This window comes from Methanobrevibacter curvatus, assembly GCF_001639295.1.
Classification (GTDB): domain Archaea; phylum Methanobacteriota; class Methanobacteria; order Methanobacteriales; family Methanobacteriaceae; genus Methanoflexus; species Methanoflexus curvatus.
The window spans coordinates 1-22,324 of sequence record NZ_LWMV01000146.1 but is presented as its reverse complement, the minus strand read 5'-3'; the positions used below and the strand labels follow the sequence as shown (position 1 = coordinate 22,324).

At 26.6% G+C, this 22,324-nt stretch carries 16 protein-coding genes; 13 read left to right on the top strand and 3 right to left on the bottom strand.

The genetic code is table 11. From position 1 onward, the window contains the following. Positions 1 to 233: 233 nt before the first annotated feature. Positions 234 to 1,562: a type I glutamate--ammonia ligase gene (glnA, locus tag MBCUR_RS03555; RefSeq protein ID WP_067090263.1), complete on the bottom strand. Its 1,329-nt coding sequence runs from the start codon at positions 1,560 to 1,562 to the stop codon at positions 234 to 236. A gap of 740 nt (positions 1,563 to 2,302) precedes the next feature. On the opposite strand from glnA, the gene MBCUR_RS03550 reads away from it, so the two are divergent. From MBCUR_RS03550 to mmp11, 10 genes are all read left to right on the top strand, one after another. Then, positions 2,303 to 2,848 carry a TATA-box-binding protein gene (locus MBCUR_RS03550; RefSeq protein WP_067090260.1) on the top strand — a complete coding sequence of 182 codons (546 nt, stop codon included), beginning with the start codon at positions 2,303 to 2,305 and terminating at the stop codon, positions 2,846 to 2,848. 12 nt (positions 2,849 to 2,860) lie between these two features. Then, positions 2,861 to 4,726: a phosphoserine phosphatase SerB gene (serB, locus tag MBCUR_RS03545; RefSeq protein WP_067090256.1), complete on the top strand. Its 1,866-nt coding sequence runs from the start codon at positions 2,861 to 2,863 to the stop codon at positions 4,724 to 4,726. Positions 4,727 to 4,908: 182 nt separating this feature from the next. Further along, the gene (locus tag MBCUR_RS10275; RefSeq protein WP_157077650.1) at positions 4,909 to 5,085 is read left to right on the top strand and encodes a hypothetical protein; all 177 of its coding nucleotides are present in this window, start codon (positions 4,909 to 4,911) and stop codon (positions 5,083 to 5,085) included. A 526-nt stretch (positions 5,086 to 5,611) separates the two neighbouring features. Continuing rightward, on the top strand, positions 5,612 to 7,888 hold the full coding sequence (gene topA / locus MBCUR_RS03540; protein ID WP_067090253.1) for a DNA topoisomerase I: 2,277 nt from the start codon (positions 5,612 to 5,614) through the stop codon (positions 7,886 to 7,888). Between the two features lie 254 nt (positions 7,889 to 8,142). After that, complete coding sequence (gene hacA / locus MBCUR_RS03535; RefSeq protein WP_067090250.1) at positions 8,143 to 9,390, top strand: homoaconitase large subunit; 1,248 nt, start codon at positions 8,143 to 8,145, stop codon at positions 9,388 to 9,390. Positions 9,391 to 9,438: 48 nt separating this feature from the next. Then, the gene (locus tag MBCUR_RS03530) at positions 9,439 to 9,918 is read left to right on the top strand and encodes a 3-isopropylmalate dehydratase small subunit (RefSeq protein ID WP_067090248.1); all 480 of its coding nucleotides are present in this window, start codon (positions 9,439 to 9,441) and stop codon (positions 9,916 to 9,918) included. Positions 9,919 to 10,103: 185 nt separating this feature from the next. Continuing rightward, positions 10,104 to 11,084: an isocitrate/isopropylmalate family dehydrogenase gene (locus MBCUR_RS03525; RefSeq protein ID WP_067090245.1), complete on the top strand. Its 981-nt coding sequence runs from the start codon at positions 10,104 to 10,106 to the stop codon at positions 11,082 to 11,084. Between the two features lie 218 nt (positions 11,085 to 11,302). Then, positions 11,303 to 12,487, top strand: a complete 1,185-nt coding sequence (locus tag MBCUR_RS03520; protein ID WP_067090243.1) for an aminotransferase class V-fold PLP-dependent enzyme — start codon at positions 11,303 to 11,305, stop codon at positions 12,485 to 12,487. A gap of 607 nt (positions 12,488 to 13,094) precedes the next feature. Further along, complete coding sequence (gene ribH, locus MBCUR_RS03515; protein ID WP_067090240.1) at positions 13,095 to 13,511, top strand: 6,7-dimethyl-8-ribityllumazine synthase; 417 nt, start codon at positions 13,095 to 13,097, stop codon at positions 13,509 to 13,511. A gap of 192 nt (positions 13,512 to 13,703) precedes the next feature. Next, the gene (gene mmp11 / locus MBCUR_RS03510) at positions 13,704 to 14,636 is read left to right on the top strand and encodes a methanogenesis marker protein 11 (RefSeq protein ID WP_067090237.1); all 933 of its coding nucleotides are present in this window, start codon (positions 13,704 to 13,706) and stop codon (positions 14,634 to 14,636) included. A gap of 108 nt (positions 14,637 to 14,744) precedes the next feature. Here mmp11 and MBCUR_RS03505 read toward each other — a convergent pair whose 3' ends face one another. Continuing rightward, complete coding sequence (locus MBCUR_RS03505) at positions 14,745 to 16,439, bottom strand: glycosyltransferase (RefSeq protein WP_067090235.1); 1,695 nt, start codon at positions 16,437 to 16,439, stop codon at positions 14,745 to 14,747. Between the two features lie 810 nt (positions 16,440 to 17,249). Between MBCUR_RS03505 and purE the strand changes: the two genes are divergently transcribed. The 3 genes from purE to MBCUR_RS03490 all read left to right on the top strand — a co-directional run bounded on the left by purE (position 17,250) and on the right by MBCUR_RS03490 (position 21,263). After that, positions 17,250 to 18,332, top strand: coding sequence for a 5-(carboxyamino)imidazole ribonucleotide mutase (purE, locus tag MBCUR_RS03500; protein WP_067090232.1), 1,083 nt, complete (start codon positions 17,250 to 17,252; stop codon positions 18,330 to 18,332). A gap of 250 nt (positions 18,333 to 18,582) precedes the next feature. Continuing rightward, the gene (locus MBCUR_RS03495) at positions 18,583 to 19,869 is read left to right on the top strand and encodes a UbiD family decarboxylase (protein WP_281190516.1); all 1,287 of its coding nucleotides are present in this window, start codon (positions 18,583 to 18,585) and stop codon (positions 19,867 to 19,869) included. A 239-nt stretch (positions 19,870 to 20,108) separates the two neighbouring features. Then, positions 20,109 to 21,263, top strand: coding sequence for an aldo/keto reductase (locus tag MBCUR_RS03490; RefSeq protein ID WP_067090229.1), 1,155 nt, complete (start codon positions 20,109 to 20,111; stop codon positions 21,261 to 21,263). Between the two features lie 114 nt (positions 21,264 to 21,377). On the opposite strand, the gene mobB is transcribed toward MBCUR_RS03490, so the two are convergent. Further along, entirely contained in the window at positions 21,378 to 22,094 is a 717-nt protein-coding gene (gene mobB / locus MBCUR_RS03485) for a molybdopterin-guanine dinucleotide biosynthesis protein B (protein WP_067090227.1), read from the bottom strand. Positions 22,095 to 22,324 lie beyond the last annotated feature (230 nt).

The window sequence follows — 22,324 nt, the reverse complement described above, 5'->3', positions numbered from 1 at the left end:
ATAAACATTAATAATAAATATTAATATAAATATTAATTAAATATTAATTAAATATTAATAATCTAGTTAAAAAAAGCATTAATGAAAAAAATAAAATAAAAGTTTAAAAAAGTAGTATTTTTCAAACTTTTTATTTTAAACTTCTTATCAAAAAAAGTTTATAATTTATATTTGGGAATTAATTTTAAGAGCTTGTAATTTAATTTAAAATGGCTATAAATTCATTTAATGAATTATATGCTCATATATTTTCTTTGCTCATATCCAAATACTTGTATACGATAATCATCCCATTCTGCTTTCTTAAGTTCTAAAAATGCATTGTATATATGGTCTCCAAGAGCATTTTTAATAATAGGATCTTCTTCAAGAGCATGGTATGCTTCCCATAAACTAGATGGAATAGTTTCAATACCAGATTTAGCTAATTCTTCTTCACTCATTTTGTAGATATTTTGTTCTACTGGAGCTCCAGGATCGATTTTATTTTCAACACCGTCTAAACCTGCTTCTAACATTGCAGCAAATGCTAAGTATGGATTGCAAGTTGGATCAGGACATCTATATTCAATTCTTGTAGCTTTTCCACGTGCTGCTGGGATTCTGATTAATGCAGATCTGTTTTTAAGTCCATATGCTTTATAAACAGGTGCTTCATAACCTGGAACCAATCTTTTATATGAGTTAATTGTTGGGGCACAGACAGCTGAAAGAGCAGATGCATGTTTTAAGATACCTCCAACAAAGTATTTACTTTTTTGTGAAAGCCCATCTGGAGAGTTTTCATCTGAAAAAAGATTTTCGTTTCCTTTAAATAAACTTTGGTGACAATGCATACCACTACCATTTTCTCCAAAGAATGGTTTAGGCATAAATGTAGCCTGGTAACCCATAGTATCTACAATGGCTTTAATAGCTTGTTTAAATGTAATAACAGCATCAGCAGTTTTTAATGCATTATCAAATTTAATTGCTATTTCATTTTGACCTGGTGCTACTTCGTGGTGACTTCCTTCTGGATTAAATCCTAATTTTTCTAAGTCAGTGACTAATTGTCTTCTAAAATCGGTACCTAAATCAGTTGGTTCTACATCAAAGTATCCACCTTGGTCTATTGGGAAGTAGTTACCTTCAACATCTTGATCAATTATGAAAAATTCTGGTTCTGGACCTACATTGTAACTTAAACCTTTTGCTTCGAGTTTTTCTAAAGTTTTTTTAAGAATACTTCTTGGGTCACCAGCAAATGGTTTGCCTTCAGGTGTGTATATATCGCATATTAATCTTGCTACACCAGATTCTTCAGGTCTCCAAGGTAGTGATGAGAAAGTTTCTGCATCGGGTCTTAAAAGTAAATCGCTTTCATGTATTTCTACAAATCCATCTACTGATGAGCCATCAAACAACATACCGTCTTCGAACAATTCTTCAATATCTTCTCCTTTTCCTAAAGAAACTGAAATATTTTTAGGGGTGCCGTGGATATCTACAAATTGCAATCTTACAAATTTAATGTCTTTTTCGTTAATTTCATTAATAACTTTTTCTTGTGCATTTGACATGGAATTTTCTCCGTCATATAACTAGTTTGATAAACAAAATTTAATCTTTAAAATATTATATTAATTTAAAATAGTATATTTTAATACTATAAAATACCATTAAATACCATTTTTATAAAATATCATTTTCAATAATTTATTATCATTTCATTTAATTTTTTTTTAAATTTAAGATATTTATTTAAGATATTTATTATAAGATATTTTAAGATATATATTTCATACTTTGAAAATTATTTTTTTTCCATGAAATTTGAAATTTTCATAGTCGGAAATATGTTTCCACCTAATAACATATAAACCTTTCGATATTTTTTAGATGTAAAAAAATTGGAGTTTTATTAAATAATTTTTTTCAGTAGTTTTTTTAGCTAATTTTTCACTACTTTTTTTTATTAATTTTTTTACTTTTTCTAATTTTTAATCAGTCGATTTTTCTATTTTATTTTATAAATTTTAGAATTGTTTTTTAAATACATTTATATATGAATATAAATAAAATTATTAAATAAGTAAAAAATTATCTAAATATTAATTTATATATTTTAATTTTTTGTAATTTTCATTAAATTTTTATCCTGAGGTAGTAAATAATTTATAAATCTTCTATTTTTTTTATTCATTAACTATCTTATTTTAAAAATTTTCTAATTTTAAAAATTAAATTTTATTTTTTACTAAGCTTTTTTTTAATTTTTACTAAGCTTTTCTTTTTAATTATTTTTTTTAGGAGGTATTAGATGACTGATGTTCCAATCAAAATTGAAAATATAGTATCTTCTGCCAGTATTGGAAAAGAAATAGAGCTGAATGAAGTTTCTAAAGCATTGGAAGATGTAAGATTCAATAAAGAACAGTTTCCTGGTCTAGTTTTTAAATTAAAAGATCCAAAAACTGCTGCTTTAATATTCAGTTCTGGGAAATTAGTTTGTACTGGTGCAAAATCTATTAAAGATTCTAAAATAGCCATAAATAAAACTGTCGATTTAATGAGGACAATTGATAAAGATATTCCCAAAAAATTTGACATAACTATTCAAAATATTGTTGCTTCTGCTAATTTAGAAGCAACCTTAAACTTAGAAGCCGTTGCAATTGAGTTAGAAAATACTGAATATGAGCCAGAGCAGTTTCCAGGTTTAGTTTATAGATTAGAAGACCCTAAAGTTGTTTTATTATTATTCGGTTCCGGTAAAGTGGTTTGTACTGGTGCCAAAACAAAAGATGATGCTAAGCTTGGCGTAGAAAGGGCATACGACAGACTTATGCAATTGGAATTATTGTAATTGGTGATATGATTGATTAAACTTGTAGTATTTGACTTAGATAATGTTATTGTTGATGGAGAAGCCATAGATGAGATAGGTAAATTAGTAAATGTTGAAGATGAAATTGCAGCAATCACTGAAAAAGCAATGAATGGTGATTTAGATTTTGAAGCATCTATTAATGAAAGAGTTAAACTTTTAAAAGGAGCATCTGTTGAAGAAGTTAAGAAAGTTTTACATGATTTACCGCTAATGGCTGGAGCGGAAGAAACTATTAAAGAACTAAAAAACAAAGGTTTTTCAATAGCTGTTATTAGTGGCAGTTTTGATTTAGTTTCAGATATCATAAAAGAGAAACTTGATATTGACTACACTTTTACCAATACATTGGTTGAAGATGATGGCAAGTTAACTGGTGAAGTTATTGGTGATTTAGTATCAAATTCTAAAGCTGATGTTTTAAGCAAATTTATTAAAGAGAATGACATTTCTTTTGATGAAGTAATAGCTGTTGGAGATGGAGCAAATGATATTTCAATGTTAGAATCTTCTAAAATTGGAATAGCTTTTAATGCTCACCCTGTGGTTCGTGAAATAGCTGATGTTGTAGTTGAAGGTAAAAATTTATCTGTAATTTTAGATTACATCAATGAACTCACAGAATCTGATTCTAAGTCCGAAGTGGAAGAAAAAGTAGAAAAAAAATCTATTGAAAATTCTATTGAAAAATCTGAAGATGATGCTGAAGAAAAACTTGTTGAGATAGAAGTTGAAGAAGAAATTATTGAAGAATCTGTTGAAGTAGAAGTTGAAATCCCAGCTGATGAAGTTGAAGCTCCTGTAGATCAATCTGAAGTCAAAAAAGAACCTTCTAAATCTGAAGATAAATCTGAAGATAAATCTGAAGATGAATCTAATGAAAAAAATAAATCTAAGGCAAAAGATAAAGATTCTACTGAAGAAAAAAATTCTACAAATGATAAAAAGTCTTCAGAGGATAAAAAAGAAGAAAAATCTGCTAAAAAGCCTAATAAAAGAAGAAAAGAACTTCCAAAAACAGATTTCATTGCATCAGATGATCCTAAAGAAGCTAAAAAACAGAAAGATGAGCGTGAAGAACTTATTGCAAAAATAGCTGAGGAACGTGATGATTTCAATTTAAAAGCTAAAGAACAAAAGAAAATTAGAGATGATTTAAACAAAAAACTAAGTGAAAACTTAAATTTAGCTATTAATAAAAGAAATGAGCGTGATGAAACTAATAAACAAGTTGTTGAAGCTAAAAATGCACGTAGTGAAGTTAATAAAAAGCTTAAAAAGCTTAACATGACTTCTGGTCGAAAAGATAAAATTAAACTTGAGAAAGAAATTGAAAAAATCGACAACCACATTCAAACTACTGTTTTAGACATTAAAAAAGAAAATGCGCTAGTTAAAGAAGCAAACGAAAAGAGAAAACTACTTGCTCAAATTAAAGAAGATGAAATTGATAAGGAAGAAGCTGAAAAACTTCAAGTTTTATCAGAAGAGCATCACAACAAAGTAGTTGAACTTTCTGATGTGGCTCAAAACTTACATGATGAAATGTTAGAATTCTTTAAACAGACTGATGAGATAAGAACTACTGCTGATAATGCACATAAATTGTTTTTAGAAGCAAGAAAAGCTGCTTCAGCCAAACATGAAGAGTTTAAAGTAGTTTTAAGTGAAATCAAAGTTGTTAATAAAAAAATTGACACAAGAAGACCTAAGCGTAGATCTTCTGAAAAACAACAGAGACCAATTAAAAATAAAGAAGAAAAAGAAAAAGCTGAAGATATTTTTGAAAAATTCAAAAATGGTAAAAAGTTATCTACTGAAGAGCTTTTACTTTTACAGAAATATAACATTAATTAATTAAATTAATTAAATTAATAAAATTAATTAAATTGATAAGTTATCATTAATAATTAATTAAATAATTTAAATTAATTTAAGGCTTTATTTTTATTTTCTTTTTATTTTATTTTTATTTTTTTTTTTTAAAAAAAAATTGATGTCTGTTAAAAAATTTAATTTCTATTCTTTTTAGAGATAACATGTCCAATGAAGGTAATAATAAATTAAATATAAATAAAGAAGTTAAAATTGAAACTTGCTATTTATGTGGAATAGAATTTGATATAAATGCTGACGATTTAAGTCATTATCATTATGGCAAATATCCAATGTGCACATATTGTAGTGAAGCTTATGGATTCTTTAATCAAGAATAATTATTTCTATTTATAATTTTTTTATTATTTTTTTCATAATTACTTTTAGTAATTCTTTTTATTATTTTTCTTTTGTTGACTGTTTTAATAAGATTTTATTATTTTTTTTATTTTTCTATTTTTTCTTTTTTTATTTTTTATTAAAATATTTTTTTTACAATATATTTTCTACTTTTTCTATTTTTAAATTTAAAATTTTTTCTTTTTTTTAAATTTTTATTTTAAAATCATCTTTTTTTCAAAAATTTATATAATAGTAATAGTATATAATTTAATATTGATACCTTAAATCGAATATACCTTTAATTGAATATTAAAATTTTTATCTTAGGTTGTATATTTTAATATTTTTATTAATATTTTTATTTCAAATTAAATATTTTAATATTATTGTCTTAAATTATATATTATATCTTAAATTATATCTTAAATTATATATTATATCTTAAGCTATATATTATATCTTAAACTACATTTCTAATATTTTATTTACTTAAATTTCATAAAATTTTAATACAGGGTTACAATGAATGAATTAATTATTTGTGAGAAGCCATCTTCATCAGAAAAAATAGCTAAGGCATTATCCTCTAAAGCCAATAAAATGAAGTATGGAAAAAAAGTTTTTTATTGGGAATTAGAAAAAGATGGTAAAGACATCACAGTTCTTTCCGCTGTTGGTCATCTTTTTTCCCTTACTCCTAAAAATCAAAGAGAAAGATTTTACTTTGATTTAAAATGGGTTCCCCTTTATGAAACAGACAAATCTAAGGGATATGTTAAAGAATATCTTGCAGCAATTAAAAAATTTACTAAAAAAGCAGATACTTTTGTCCATGCATGCGATTATGATATAGAAGGAACATTAATAGGGTACAATGCATTACTTTATACTGTGGGTCAAAAAGCTATTGATAACATTTCAAGAATGAAATTTTCTACTTTAACTAAAAAGGACATTCTTGCAGCTTATGAAAATAAAATAGACTTAGATTTAAACCAAGTTGACAGTGGAATAGCCCGCCACATACTAGATTTTATTTTTGGGGTAAACATTTCAAAAGCATTAACTCAATCTGTCCGCTCTGCAAAGAAAAAGTTTTTAAAACTCTCTGCTGGAAGAGTTCAAACTCCTAGTTTAGCTATTTTAGTGGAACGTGAAAAAGAAATTCAAAAATTTGTTCCAGAACCATTTTGGTTAATTAAAGCACTTTTAGATGGATATAAAGATTTAATAGCTGATCATGTGGATGGAAAGATTTTTGATAAGAAAAAAGCCCATGAAATCTATGAAAAATGTCAAAATCAAGATGCTACAGTTGATAAAGTTAAAGTTTCTGCCTCAAAAAGAAAGCCACCTATACCTTTTAATTTAGGGGGATTACAATCTGAAGCATATAACGTCTTTGGATACTCTCCTAAAAAAACCCAAACAATAGCTCAAAGTCTTTATACAAATGGATATACTTCTTATCCAAGAACTTCATCTCAAAAACTCCCTGAAACCTTAGAACTTGAAGATATTTTAGATGATTTGTCTAAAAGTTCATTGTTTAAGCCGCATATTGATGAAGTTTATGAAGAAAATAATATTGACAAACCAAATGAAAAAGCAAGTGAAGAAGCTAATGGCTCTAAGGCTTCTAAAAAATTAAAACCAAATCAAGGTAAAAAAGATGATCCAGCCCATCCTGCAATTCATCCAACAGGTATACTTCCTAAAAAATTAGATGATGATGAAAATAAGATTTATCAACTTATTACTTTTAGATTCATCAGTGTCTTCTCTGTTGATGCAGTAATAGATAGTATGCGTGCTGATTTAAATATTGTCAATGAGAAATTTTTCTTTAGAAGAAAGCAATACTCTTTTCTTGGTTGGTTAAAGCATTATCCTTTTAGAAAGTTAGAAAATGAAGATTTCCCTGAAATTAAGAAGGGGGATATTTTAAAAGTTAAAAAGCTAACATCAGATGAAAAAGAAACTAAACCACCTGCAAGATATAACCAAGCTTCTTTAATAAAAGAATTAGAGAAAAGAGAGTTGGGAACAAAGGCAACTAGAGCAGATATAATAGCTAAATTATTTGATAGGGATTATATTTCTGGAACTAAGCAAATTGAAGTAAATAGTCTTGGAGAACATATTGTTGATACTTTATCTGAATATGCTAGTGATTTGACTAATGAAGAATTGACTCGCAGTTTTGAAAGAGACTTAGACAAAATAATGGATGAAAAAATCAAAAAATACCAAGTAATTGACAATGCTAAAGAAGAAGTCAAGCTGATTTTAAATGATGTTGACAAGAACCAGATTAAAATTGGTGAAGAGCTATTTGATGCTTATCAAGAGAGTATGATTATTTCAAAATGTGCTTGTGGAGGTAATTTATCAATTAAATATTCACCAAGATTTAAAAGTAATTTTATAGGTTGTTCTAACTTTCCAGACTGTGATGTAACTTATTCACTTCCACGTGGAGCAACTGTCTTAAAATCTCGCTGTGACAAATGTGGTCTTCCTATGATTTCATTTGGTTCTGCTAAAAATCGTCAAAGAGCATGTTTAGATCCTAACTGTGGAAAGGAAAATCGGGATTATTCACCAGAAGTTATTGGAAAGTGTCCTGAATGCGGTAATGATTTGTTAAAACGTTCAGGAAGATATGGGGAATTTATAGGTTGTTCTAACTTCCCAAGATGTAAATTCACATCATCTATTGAAGATTTAGAAAAAAACCTTTCAAAAACTGATGGTTCAAAATCTGAGCAAAATGCAGACTCTAAAACAGAGAATTAATATACTTACTTAATAAACCTATTAATTTTTTTCTAAGTCTTTTTTTAGCCTTTTTTTTTTAATTGTTTTTATATAAATTTATTAATTATATTATTATCTTAATTAATTCACATTATTATCTTAATTAAATTAAATATGTCTATTATTTAATTTTATTTCATTAAATTAGATATTATCTATTATTTAAATCTTATTTCATTAAATTAAATAGTATTTATTATTTAAATCTTATTTCACATTTTTGGAGAAAAAATATGTCTTACACAATGAGTGAAAAAATACTAGCTAAATCAAGTAATAAAAATAAAGTAGAATCTGGAGAAATTGTCATGGCAGATATAGACATTGCTATGACCCATGACTTAACTGGTCCTTTATCTGTACAAGAATTTAAAAAAATTGGAATTGAGAAGGTTTGGGACAATAAAAAGATTGTTATTCCTTTTGACCATCAAGTTCCTGCTGATTCTCTTGATGCAGCAGATAATCATATTGCAATGAGAGAATTTGTAAAAGAACAGAATATTGAGAGTTTTTATGATGTTAATGCTGGTGTATGTCATCAAATACTTCCAGAATTGGGTCATGTTGTTCCAGGAGAACTAATTGTAGGAACAGACTCTCATACTTGTACACATGGTGCTTTAGGTGCATTTGCTACTGGTATTGGGTCAACTGATATGGCTATGGTATTTGCAAAAGGTAAATTATGGTTTAAAGTTCCTGAAACATTAAGATTCAATATTACTGGAGATTTAAGAAAAAATGTCTTTGCTAAAGATGTTATCCTAAATTTAATAGGTTTAGTTGGCGCCGATGGAGCAACATATCGTGCAGTTGAATATGCTGGAGATACTGTTTCCCAAATGTCTATTTCTGATAGAATGGTCTTATCGAATATGGCTATTGAAATGGGTGGAAAAACAGGTTTAGTTGAAGCAGATTCAAAAACTTTAGATTATATTAAAAATAGAACAAACAAAGCCTATGAAATTTTTAAAACAGATTTAGATGCTCCTTCTCTTGAAATTATTGATGTTGATGTAAGTGATTTAGAACCTCAAGTTGCCTGCCCGCATAATGTTGATAATGTAAAACCTGTTAGTGAAGTAGACACTGAAATCGACCAAGTTTTCTTAGGTTCTTGTACAAATGGCCGACTTGATGATTTAAGAGATGCAGCTAAAATTTTAAAAGGCAATAAAGTTGCTAAAGGAGTTAGAATGTTAGTTATTCCAGCTTCTAAAGAGGTTTATACCAAAGCTTTAGATGAAGGTCTCATTAAGATATTTGTTGATGCAGATTGTCTTGTAACAAATCCATGTTGTGGGCCTTGTTTAGGCGGTCATGTTGGTTTAATTGGTCCTGGAGAGGTTTCTCTTTCAACATCTAATAGAAACTTTAAAGGAAGACAAGGAAGTCCAGATGGAAAAGTTTACTTGTCCTCTGCAGCAGTAGCGGCTGCTTCAGCAATTAATGGAAGAATAAGCTTGCCAGAATAGTTATTGTATATAAACTATGTTTTATTTATGTTAAAAGTGAGGAATATAATGAAAGGAAAAGTTTGGAAGTTTGGAGACGATATTGATACAGATATTATTATTCCTGGGAGATATTTAGTTCATACTGAACCAGATAAATTAGCTCCACATTGTATGGAAGGATTAGATCCAGATTTTTACAAAAAAGTTAACAAAGGAGACTTTATTGTTGGAGGAAAGAATTTTGGTTGCGGTTCTTCAAGAGAACATGCACCAATAGCTTTAAAAGGTGCAGGAATTGCAGCAGTAATAGCTGAATCTTTTGCAAGAATTTTTTATAGAAATTCTACCAATGTTGGCGTACCATTACTTGTTTCTCCAGGAATTAGCTCTAAATTAAAAGAAGGAGAAAGAATAGAAATTGATATGAATAAAGGAGTCATAATTTCTGAAAAAGGCGAAGAATTCAAATTTGAAAAACTACCTCCATTTATGTTAGAAATTTTAGAAAATGGTGGACTTATAGAATATCTTAAAAATAAAGAATAACTATTATTTTATTAAATTATTATTAGTATTAGTATTATTATTATTATTATTATTATTTTAAATTATTATTAACCATTAGCTAAATTATTATTAATCATTAGTTAAATTATTATTAGTACTTAATTAAATTATTATTAATCAATTAATTAAATTTATTATAAATTTATTTTCATTTAAGTGATATAATGTACAAAATAGCTGTTATTCCTGGAGATGGAATTGGAAAAGAGGTCATGGAAGGAGCCATTGATGTTTTAGAGGGAACTGGAGTTGAATTTAGTTTTACTTATGAAAACGCAGGGGATGAGTGTTTAAAAGATTGTGGGTATGCTTTGCCTGACGACACATTAGCATTGGCTAAAAAATCTGATGCCGTTTTGTTTGGAGCTGCTGGTGAAACTGCTGCTGATGTTATTGTCCGTTTAAGACAAGAATTAGATTTATATGCTAATTTAAGACCTGTAAAATCGTACCCTGGTACTAATGCCATCTTTCAAGATATTGACTTTATGATTGTCCGTGAAAATACTGAAGGAATGTATATTGGAGTTGAAAGTGAAAATAAAGATGGAGCCACTGCTAAAAGATTAATTACTCACAAAGCATCTCAAAAAATTTGTGATTATGCTTTTAAATATGCTATCACTACTGGAAGGAAAAGGGTCACTGGTGTTCATAAGGCAAATGTCTTAAAAATTACGGATGGTCTATTTAAAAAGACATTTTATGAGGTTGCTGAAAAATATGATACAATTGAATCTAACGATTATTATGTAGATGCAACTGCAATGTATCTATTAACTAAACCTCAATTTTTCGATGTGATTGTTACAACCAATCTTTACGGTGATATTTTATCTGATGAAGGTGCAGGTATTGTAGGTGGGTTAGGTTTAATTCCATCTGCTAATATTGGGGATAAAGGAGCTTTATTTGAGCCAGTTCATGGTTCAGCACCAGATATTGCTGGTCAATCTAAGGCAAACCCAATAGCAATGATTCTTTCTGCTAAAATGATGCTGGAATTTTTAGGTGAAAATGAAAGTGCAAAAGCCATTGATGAAGCAGTTTTAAAAGTTATTACTCAAAAAAACATATTAACTCCTGATATGGGGGGAAACTCCACCACAAAAGACCTTGCTAAATCTATTAAAAATAATTTATAGAACTTTAATCTATTTATTATTTTAATATTAATTAATTCTTTTTTGCTAATGTTTGATAATTTTATTATATTCTTATAATTTCATTATATTTTTATAACTTTATTATATTCTTATAATGTCCCATTATATTTTTATAATTCCATTATATGCTATTATTTTATTATATTTTTATTATATTTTTATTTTTTTTTACTTTTACTTATCTGGTTAATGATAATATGATTAATATTGATAAAATTCGAAATGATTTTCCTATTTTAGATGAAATTACTTATTTGGATTCAGCTAGCACAAGTTTAACCCCTATACCTGTAGTGGAAGCTATTAGTGATTATTTTTTAAATTATAATGCCAATGTAGGAAGAGGATCATATAAAATAGCTATTAAAGCAGGACAAATGATAGATAAAACTCGCCAAAATATTGCTAATTTTATAAATTCAAATGAAAATGAAATAGTTTTTACAAAAAATACCACTGAAGCAATTAACATTGTGGCAAATGGCTTATCCTTTGAAAACAATTCAAATATTATAGTTTCAGATATTGAACACCATTCTAATATTATTCCATGGTTAAATTTAGATAATGTAGATGTAAATATATTAAAAAGTGAAAATTATCAGATTAACATTGAAAACCTTGAAGAGGCCATTAACAAAAACACTAAATTAGTAGCCATTAATCACATATCAAATGCATTTGGATCTATGGAAAATTTAAAAGCTATTGAAAAAATTGTCCATGATAATGGATCATATTTAATAATTGATGGAGCCCAATCTATTGGGCATTCTAATATAAATGTTAATGAAATAAATCCTGATTTTATGGCTTTTCCTGGTCATAAAGGGCTTTTAGGTCCCGTAGGAACTGGTTTTTTATATATTAAAGAAGAACATTTTAAAGATGTTAAGCCCAAAAATTTAGGTGGAGGAACTATTGTTGATTATGAAAATGGTAAATTTAAGCTTGAAGAGCCACCATATAGATATGAAGGTGGAACTTTAAATATAGCTGGTTTTATTGGACTAAATAAAGCTATTTCTTATATTGAATCCATTGGGTTAAAAAATATTATTGGCTACACAGATAACTTATCAAAAAAGCTTTATAAAGGTTTAAATGAAATAAATAATATTGTAATATATGCTAACCCAAAAAATTTCCACAATATTGTATCTTTTAATATTGAGGGATTAAATCCTTATGATGTTTCAAAAATCTTAGATGAAACAGAAAATATTTCACTTAGAAGTGGTTTTCATTGTGCTATTCCTGGCTTAAAAAGATATACTATAACTGAAGGAACAATACGTGCTTCTATACACTGTTATAATAATAAAGAAGACATTGATAAGCTAATTTCAGCATTAACTGAAATTTCCCATCTTTTATCTTAAGTGTTTCTTTCATTTGAATTTTTCTTTTTTCTTTTTTGTTAAGCTTTTTTTCAAATGATGTAGTTAGAAATAAATATCAAAAGAAATAAAATATTTATATTATTCATGAATAAATAGTATTATATAAAAATAAATAGTATTATATAAATTTTTATTATATAAAATTTTAATAAATACTTTTATATTTTTAATAAAATTTATTTATAAAAATATTTATAAAATTTTAATTATATTTATCATAATAAAAAATTAATATTAAATCTTTATCTTTTATCAGAATTATCTTCTGAGATTTTAGATATTTTATTTTTTTTTAATATAGTTTTTAATACAATTTTTAAAATAGTTTTTAATATAATTTTTAACATACTTTTTAATATATTTTTTAATATAATTTTCAATACATTTTTTAATTTTTTTATTTAATTAATTGGTTGTTAGGTCGTTTTATGAATTTAATCAAAATATTTGGAATTATAATTATCTTAATCATGGTTTTTTCTGCTGTTGCTACTTTTTTAGCAATGATTATTGTACCAGGTACTTAAATTGCTTGTTTTAATCATGATTTTTATATAAATACTAAAAAATTTAACGAGGGATATTTATGGCAAAATATAAAATTGGTGCTGTAGTTGCTGAATTTAATTATGATATTACACATATGATGCTTGAACTTGCTAAAGAAGAGGCTAAAATTCGAGATTCTGAAATTACTCAAGTTGTTCCTGTTCCTGGAGTATTTGACATGCCTTTAGCTATCAAAAAATTGTTAGAAAAAGATGATATTGATGCTGTTATTACATTAGGTGCGGTAATTGAAGGTTCAACTGGACATGATCAAATTGTTGCTCAACATGCTTCAAGGAAAATAGCCGATCTTTCTTTAGACTTTGGAAAACCTGTTTCTCTTGGCATTAGCGGTCCAGGCATGACAAGGTTAGATGCCCACAAAAGAGTCGAATATGGTAAAAGAGCAGTTGAAGCAGCTGTTAAAATGCTTAATCGTTTAAGTGAAATTTAATTTATTTTCATTTTCTTTTTTTTTAACTTTAAAACTACAGCTGAATGCTTCCATATAATAAATTTTATATTTTTTAAGTTTATTTTATAACTGTATTTTCTAAAGTATATTTTTCTATATTTTTTTCTATATTTTTTTAATTTATTATCTTTTTAATTTATTATCTTTTTAATGATGTTTTATTCTGATATTATGGAAACTTTTACACCTGAAGAGTTAAAAAAAAAATTCAATACGCCTTGGATTGCACCTTATGAAAAAATAATCACAATGGCTGACGGAGACTTAGTGGAGATAGTAGAATATCATCCATGTGTTTCAGGTTCCCACTGGCTTGTCCATCAATATAAAAATAGTAGTAAGCTTATTTTAAATGCATATCGTGATGGAAATAAGCAAGTTTTTTTAACCAAAGTAGGAAAAGAAGACCTTGACTTTAAAGCAAGTATTAATGCTGCAGGTATTGAAGAAGTAGCTATTGAAGGAGATAATGTAAAAATAGTCCATGGAGGATTGGCTGGTGCTGGTGTAGGTGCTGGGATGTGTCGTGGAATGGCTATTGGTGTTAAAGAAGTTCAACTTTTTAATGAAGGTGGAGGATCTAAACTTGGAAAGGCTGCTGTTATTTCTCCTAAAATGGAAAAAATAGTAGTAGGTATTGATGATACAGATACTAAAGATCAAGGTGCTACATGGACTACAGCTCATAATATAGGAATTGAACTTAAAAAAGAAGGTTTTGAATACATTGACCATGTAATAGTTCAACTATTTCCTCATAATCCATTTAAAACTCAAAATTGTGTTTCTATTGCATTAACTTTTGCAGTTCTTCCAGATGAAAAAGATAAATTAATAAATAGAATACAAGAACTTTTAAAACGAGATACGCTTTCTGATAAAACTTCTATAGCTATTTTAGAAGGGTTAACAATACCACAAAAGCTAAGAGATTATTCAATTAAAACTAAAACTGGAATGGTGGAAGTTGAAGAAGCTGAATCATTAGCTAAAGAATTAAATATTCCTTTAATGGCTATCACAGGAGATCAAGGCAAAATTGGTGCTTTAGCAGCCATTGGATTATATAATGATTTAGAAGAAGCTGTTAAAGTTTATTATTAATTTTTTTATTCTTATTTTTTCTTTTTTTATATTTTATATTTTATATTTTAAATTTTTTACTTATTTATCTATTTTTTTACATTTTTTGATTTATTTTATCATATTTCTTTACAAAATTTCTATTTTCTTATTAAAACTTAAAAATGCATTTTCACTATCTTTTTTAAATGTTTTTGATGTGGAAGTTTTTTCAATGAATTTGATTTCAATTATATGGTTTCCATAGTATGCTAAATAGCTATTTCCTATTAATTGATTTTTAAATAATATAGTATCTGCTTTATACCCATTAAAATAAATACTATATGACGAACCATTGTTAAAAACTCCACTTACTGTTCCAATATATTTGTTATCTAAATAAATTTGAATTTGAACTCCATTTATATTTCTTGAGTTTAAATCATAGTTAATAATGGCTGTTTGATTTGTAGATAAATTTGAATAGTTTAAATAATGTTTAACTGAATTATCTTGGAAAATATTTAAAATTCTTCCATCTTGGATTAAGTCACCTATTCTTAAATCTAAACTTTGTCTAACAGAGAGTGGAAGACGAAGGATATTTTCTTCTCCATCTGTTGTGTGATTGATCCCGTAAGACTCTTCTCCTATGGTGATAATATCTCCATAAGATATTCCTAAGGTGTCTAGTGCATCTTTTGGCATTCTAATTATATTACTTTCATTTTCAAGTGCACTATTTACTGTATATGGTCCTTTAAGATAGATTTGTTGGTCTGGAGCACTTGGGATAATTACAAGATTTCGTGAGCTTGGTTCAATTGATAACTTTCCATTGTTTAATGTGGCTGCTGATAAAAATGTTGTAACCATAATTATTAATACAAATGCAGAAATAACAAGTGGAAGATGCATTTTTAGAAATGATTTAATAAAGTTCATTTTAGGTCGTTTTTTAAACATTGCCACAGTTTTTACTATTAGTCTTATAAGATAAATAATGGCTAAAATAATCCCAGTTATTGTTATGATTTCGCCAATTATTAGTGGTGTCCAAGTAACAAAAAAAATCATATAAAATCCTAAAATCAGTAGTGACAAACCTAAAGTAGCCATTCTAATATAGCTACCAAGGGTATCCATCATTGTGACTCGCCCATATTCAGTTGCCCTATTTATAATAGTTCTAACAACTTCATTTGCCATCTCATTTAAAGTGTTAAGAGGGGATAAATCATGTTTTATTTCTCCAATGTCTACTTCTTCTATTTTTATTCCTTTAGCATCAGCATCAAGAACAATTCCAATATCCACACCATAATCCTTTTCAAATTTTAATTTTTCTAAAACTGACCGCTTTCCAGCAAATTGTCCACTCAATGGCTGAGTTAAATTTAATTCTGGAAAGAAAAACCTTAAAAGTGGCTTAGCAGTTAATTCTGTCACTCTTCCACTTTCCCTTACAAATTTAGTTTTTACTAGTTCAATTTTTCCTTCTAATATAGGCCCAGTTATTTTGTCTATCATTTCTTTCTTTAGATTTTTAATATCTCCATCAATAAAAGCAACTATATCTCCTTTTGAGTTTTTAAGGCCTGTTTTTAAGGCTGAACCTTTTCCTCTATTTCCTATATGTTTTATTAAAATAGCTCCATGTGATTTGGCAATTTCTCCTGTTTTATCTTGAGATCCATCATCTACAACTATGATTTCAGTAATGTAGTCTATTTTTTTAATAGTTGAGATTACTGAAGAGATATTATCCTCTTCATTGTATGCTGGAATAACTATTGAAACAGTTTTTGACATTTTGTCTTTTTTTTCTTTTTCAAAGCTCATATAAATCTATTTTATTAAAAATAATCCTTTAAATTTTCTAAAAATAATTAATATTTTTACTTTATTTTGTATTGTTATATTTATTATTTAATAAGTATTATATTTTATTATTATTAATTTATAATCTCTAGTTAAAAAATAATCACATTTCCTGAATTATACACATCAAATGTAAATCATTGTTAGGTTTTGCATTTCTTTTTATCATTTTTTGTATAATTTACCTGCTATTTCATATTTTCTCAATTTTATTTTTCAAAATTTTTTCACGATTTAAACTTTGAATGAATTCAATATCTATTTGTTTCTGTCCATTTCAGCACAACATGGATTTAATATTACAATATGGATTTAATATTTATATAAATATATTTAAATCAAATAAATATTTAAATTTTTCTTTTTAATTTAAGAAATTTTAATATGTGTTAAACTAAATTTTTATTTTTTTAATATTATGTTTTTTTAATATAATATGTCCAAATTTTTAAAAAATAAAATAAATATTTAAACTAATAAATAGATATTAATTCATAATCTTTATTTATAATAATTCTTTATAATATTTATTATAATTAATAATTTTTTATTTTAATTCTTTATTTTAATTCTTTATTTTATATTCTTTATTTTATATTCTTTATTTTATATTCTTTATTTTAATTTTTTTTTTTTTTTTTTAAATTGATTACATTATATTAAATTGAACATAAAAGGCACTAATAATTTACAATAATTTTATTTATATTAAATTAATAGAATAATATTCATATTAAATAATTAAAGGATAAACGATTGTTAAGTGATTTAATGAATCCAAAAATAATGATAATTCTGGGTAGTTCTTCAGATATTAAAATTGCAGAGAAAGCTATAGATGTTTTAGAGAAACTTCAAGTTCCTTATAGTTTACACATTGCCTCTGCTCATAGAACACATGAAAAAGTTAAAAATTTAGTAATTCAAGGAACAAATGAAGGAATTGAAGTGTTCATTGCTATAGCAGGATTAACTGCTCATTTAGGTGGTGTAATAGCTTCATATACTCATCGTCCTGTTGTTGGAGTTCCTGTTAAAGCAAAACTTGGTGGAATAGATGCTAGCTTTGCTACTGCTCAAATGCCATATCCCGCTCCTGTTGCAACTGTTGGTATTGACAGGGGAGACAATGGAGCTATTTTAGCTGGTCAAATAATTGGAATAAATGATTATAATGTAAGAAAAAATATTTCAAATTTAAGAAATAGCTATGTAGAAAAAGTTGATATTGATGATAAAAAGATTCATTCTAAGCTAAATGGAAATTATTTTAACAATACATTTTTGAATGATATTATTAATGAAAAATTAGAAGATACAGATAATTTAACAGACAATTTAACCGATAAATATAAGATTAATGGAGATAATGATCCTAATTTTAATGAAAGTAAAAAAGATAAGGATTCTCCAATAGTTTGTGTTATACCTGGAAGCTATTCTGACATGAAAGTTGCAAAAAAAGTTACTAATACTTTAGATAGGCTAAGAATTAATTATGATGTTAATATTATTTCTCCTGTTAGAAACCCTGTGAAATTTCAAAAATATATAGAATCTCAAGAGAATGTAAAAGTTTTTATCGCTGTTACTGGTCTATCTGCTCATGTTTCTGGTTCTTTAGTTGCTTTAAGCGAAAAACCAGTTATTGGTGTTCCTTGTGCAATAGAACTTGATGGTTTAGATTCACTTATTTCAATGATAAGTATGCCCCCTGGAGTTCCTGTAGGAACAGTTGGTATATCTAATGGTAAAAATGGAGCTATTTTAGCTGCTGAAATCTTAGCCATTGAAAATAAAGATATTGAAGCTAATTTAAAGTTATTAAAATATGAAAGCAATAGTATCAATTGATTTTACTAATAATTTTTTTTATTATTATTTAATATATATAGCATATTTTAATATATTTTAATATATTTTACTATATTTTAATATATTTTACTAATTTACATAGTTCATTATAAATTTTAGTATATTATTATTCATTTGACTATATTCTAGTATATTCTATTATATTCTAGTATATTTTAGTATATTCTAATATATTTTAGCATATTTTAAGCATTTTTACTATATTCAATTATCAATTAATGGATGTGGAATTTTGAATTTTTTAGAAAAAATTGAGAATAAACAAGAAATTATTACAATTTCAGATGAATTAGACACTAAATATGAAGTTCTTGAATTGTTAAAAAAATATCCCAGAGATACAGTTCTTTTGAACAATATAAAAAACTCTGATATTCCAATTTTATCTGGGATATCTAATACAAGAGAAAAAATAGCTGGCTTTTTAAATTGTAAACAAACTGAGATAACTCAAAAAATAATTAAGGGAATGGAAAATCCTTTAAAAATTAATAAATTCTTTGAAATTTCTGATGAAAAAGAGTATATTTCTTCTAAAGCAGATTTAAGCAAAATTCCTATTTTAACTCACTATAAAAAAGATGGTGGTCCTTATATTACTTCTGGTGTGGTTTTTGCTCGAGACCCTGATACTGGAATAGCTAATTCTTCAATCCATAGAATGTTGTATTTGGATAAGGATAAATTAGCTATTAGAATTGTTCCACGTAATTTATATACTTATTTTCAAAGAGCTAAAGAATTAAATAAAGATTTGGATATTGCAATAGCTATTGGATTAGACCCAGCTACTTTGCTTGCAACAACCACTTCAATACCAATTAATGCCGATGAAATGGAAGTTGCAAATGCCTTTAAAAATGGTGATTTAAAGCTTTTAAAATGTGAAGATTCTGATATTAATGTTCCAGAAGCTGAGATCATCTTAGAAGGTAAAATTTCAATCTCTGAAACTTCTAAAGAAGGTCCTTTTGTTGATTTAACAGACACTTATGATGTTGTTCGTGATGAACCCGTAATAAATTTATCTAAAATGCACATAAAGAAAAATGCAGTTTATCATAGTATTGTTCCTGCTGGTTTTGAGCATAGACTTCTCCAAGGTCTTCCTCAAGAACCAAGAATATTTAAATCGGTTCAAAATACAGTTCCAACAGTTCAAAATGTTGTTTTAACTGAAGGTGGATGTTGTTGGCTTCATGCAGCTATAGCCATTAAAAAACAAAATCAAGGAGACGGAAAAAATGTTATTTTAGCTGCACTTTCAGCTCATCCATCATTAAAGCATGCCGTTGTTGTTGATGAGGATATTAATATTTTTGATCCAGAGGATATTGAATATGCAATAGCTACAAGGGTTAAAGGAGATGAAGATATTTTAATTATTCCTAAAGCTCGTGGTTCATCACTTGATCCTGTTGCAACTCCTGATGGAACAACTACTAAAATAGGTGTAGATGCCACCAAAGATTTAACAAAGAAAGAAAAGTTCCAGAGAGTTAGCTTTGACTATTAATTTTTAATTAATACATTTTAATTAATACTTTTTAATTAATACTTTTTAATTAATAACTTTTAGTTAGTAATTTTTAGCATTTATTTTTATTTTTAATTTTAATTTTTTATTTTTTTATTTTTTTATTTTTTTTATTTTTAACTTATTATGCTTATAATTTTTTTATTTTTTAGTTCTTTTTTAATCTTAGTTTGTTTGTTTTTTTTAATGAAATTTAATTACTAATTTTTTTTGATAAAATGTTATATAGAGAATTAGGGTCTACTGGAGAGAAGGTTTCTATTTTAGGATTTGGTACTATGCGTCTTCCTACTGTGGAAGGTGTTAAAAACCAAATTGATAAAGAGAAAGCAAATGAAATGCTTGAATATGGCATTAAAAATGGAATTAATTATATAGACACTGCATATCCTTATCATGGAACTAATTTCAATGGTGAGGGGGAAAGTGAAAGATTTTTAGGCGAATTTCTCTCTAATGGATATAGAGATGATGTTTTCCTTTCTACTAAAATGCCTAGTTGGACAATAAATTCAAAAGAAGACATGGAAAATATTTTTAATCGTCAACTGGAGCTATTACAGACTGATTATTTAGACGCATATATGATTCATTCTGTTAAACAAGATGTATGGGATAAACTACCTGATTTAGGTTTATTTCAATTTTTAGATGATTTAAAATCTTCTGGAAATGTAAAATATGTTGGATTTTCTTTTCATGATAGTTTAGACCTGTTTTTAGAAGTAATTGATGGATATGAATGGGATATTAGTTTAACTCAAATGAATTACTTAGACACAGATTATCAAAGTGGAATAACTGGTTTACAGTATTCAGACATTTTAGGGCTTGGAAATGTTGTAATGGAGCCATTAAGGGGAGGAAAATTGTCTCAAGATATTCCTCCAGACATTTTAAAAACATGGGATAAATCAAAAATTAAAAGAAGTCCTGTTGAGTGGGCTTTTAAATATCTTTATAATATGAAAGAGGTTGATGTTGTTTTAAGTGGAATGAATACATTAGAACAAGTAAAAGAGAATATAGCCATTGCAAACAATTCTTACCCAAACACATTAAATATTGAAGAAAAAGAGTTAATAAGAGAAGTTGCAGCGATTTATAAGAATAAAAAAGGAAATGATTGTAATGGCTGTGGGTATTGTATGCCTTGTCCATATAATGTTAATATATCTGATTGTTTTAAAGAATACAATGTTTCTCTAATTTTTGACGAAGTGGAAAGTGCTAAACACCATTATAAACTAATTTTAGACAAAGAAAAAAGAGCATCAAATTGTACTGATTGTAAAAAGTGTATTAGATTATGTACTCAACAAATAAACATTCCTGATGAGCTTAAAAAAGTTGTTAAGCTATTTGGAGAATAATATATATTTTTTAGCCGTTTTTTATTTTTATTTTTATTTTAGTCCTTATTATTTATTCTTTTTTCATTTTGGTCTTTTTTATTCTTTTTTTTCAATTTTTGTCCTTTAATTTTTTTATTCCTCACTTTGGTCTTTTTTATTGTTTATAAGTAATTCTATTTTTTCAAATTTTTTCACTCCAAATTTTTTGAGCTTTAATGATTTTAACATACCTATAATTCCATGTTTAATAAAATTATTTACAAAAAGGTTTAAACCAATTACATTCTCATCAATAGAGAGATAAACATCTGTATCTTTATCATCATACTCGATTTTTTCATTAACAATGGCTTTGGCAATATCTTCTCCATCGTTATATCCACACTGATTTGTATACAATGTATTGATAATGTCATGTCCTTTTTTTTCTGCAAGGTCAACTAATTCAACAATATCTTCATCAGTAAGAGAAAAAGCATCAACAGACTTTATAGTATGATTATCAACTACTTCTGGTGATGTAGCTATTTTTGGATATTTGTAAGATTTGAATCCTTCAATTACAAGGAAATCTGGTTCATCAATAAATTTAACAAGAAACAACAAGCGGTCTAATGACATTTTCTTTTCTATATTGAAAAAAAACCTTCCACCAGCTCCCATTATAGTTTCTGCCCCAGCTTCTTTGTGTTTATATGTGTCTGTGCCTTCTCTATCAAAGTCCATCTTATGATGAGAATGTTTGATACTTGCAACTTTATAACCTCGATTTTTAAGTTCTTTAATGATTTTAACACTGAGACTAGTCTTTCCAGTATTTTTATTACCAACAACAGATACAATTTTCATATTATGCCTCTAAATGATTTATAGAAAAAATTAATTTAAATAAGATAAGGTAAAAGATAAGGTAAAAGATAAGGTAAATGAAATTTAAAATAAGTATTTTATAAATTCATGAGTTAAAATTTATTTTATTAATTTAGCTTTTAAATTGAAAGTATTATAATTAATTAAAATTTTTAGATTTTTTAGATTTTTTAGATTTTTTTTTTTTTTTTTTTTTAAATGTTTTATTG

Bases quoted from the DNA above. Each gene is read 5' to 3' on its own strand.
- glnA (WP_067090263.1), bottom strand. From the start codon at position 1,562: ATGTCAAATGCACAAGAAAAAGTTATTAATGAAATTAACGAAAAAGAC.
- MBCUR_RS03525 (WP_067090245.1), top strand. From the start codon at position 10,104: ATGTACAAAATAGCTGTTATTCCTGGAGATGGAATTGGAAAAGAGGTC.
- MBCUR_RS03520 (WP_067090243.1), top strand. From the start codon at position 11,303: ATGATTAATATTGATAAAATTCGAAATGATTTTCCTATTTTAGATGAA.
- mobB (WP_067090227.1), bottom strand. From the start codon at position 22,094: ATGAAAATTGTATCTGTTGTTGGTAATAAAAATACTGGAAAGACTAGT.
- MBCUR_RS03530 (WP_067090248.1), top strand. From the start codon at position 9,439: ATGAAAGGAAAAGTTTGGAAGTTTGGAGACGATATTGATACAGATATT.
- MBCUR_RS03490 (WP_067090229.1), top strand. From the start codon at position 20,109: ATGTTATATAGAGAATTAGGGTCTACTGGAGAGAAGGTTTCTATTTTA.
- hacA (WP_067090250.1), top strand. From the start codon at position 8,143: ATGTCTTACACAATGAGTGAAAAAATACTAGCTAAATCAAGTAATAAA.
- purE (WP_067090232.1), top strand. From the start codon at position 17,250: ATGAATCCAAAAATAATGATAATTCTGGGTAGTTCTTCAGATATTAAA.
- MBCUR_RS03505 (WP_067090235.1), bottom strand. From the start codon at position 16,439: ATGAGCTTTGAAAAAGAAAAAAAAGACAAAATGTCAAAAACTGTTTCA.
- mmp11 (WP_067090237.1), top strand. From the start codon at position 13,704: ATGGAAACTTTTACACCTGAAGAGTTAAAAAAAAAATTCAATACGCCT.
- ribH (WP_067090240.1), top strand. From the start codon at position 13,095: ATGGCAAAATATAAAATTGGTGCTGTAGTTGCTGAATTTAATTATGAT.
- topA (WP_067090253.1), top strand. From the start codon at position 5,612: ATGAATGAATTAATTATTTGTGAGAAGCCATCTTCATCAGAAAAAATA.
- MBCUR_RS10275 (WP_157077650.1), top strand. From the start codon at position 4,909: ATGTCCAATGAAGGTAATAATAAATTAAATATAAATAAAGAAGTTAAA.
- MBCUR_RS03550 (WP_067090260.1), top strand. From the start codon at position 2,303: ATGACTGATGTTCCAATCAAAATTGAAAATATAGTATCTTCTGCCAGT.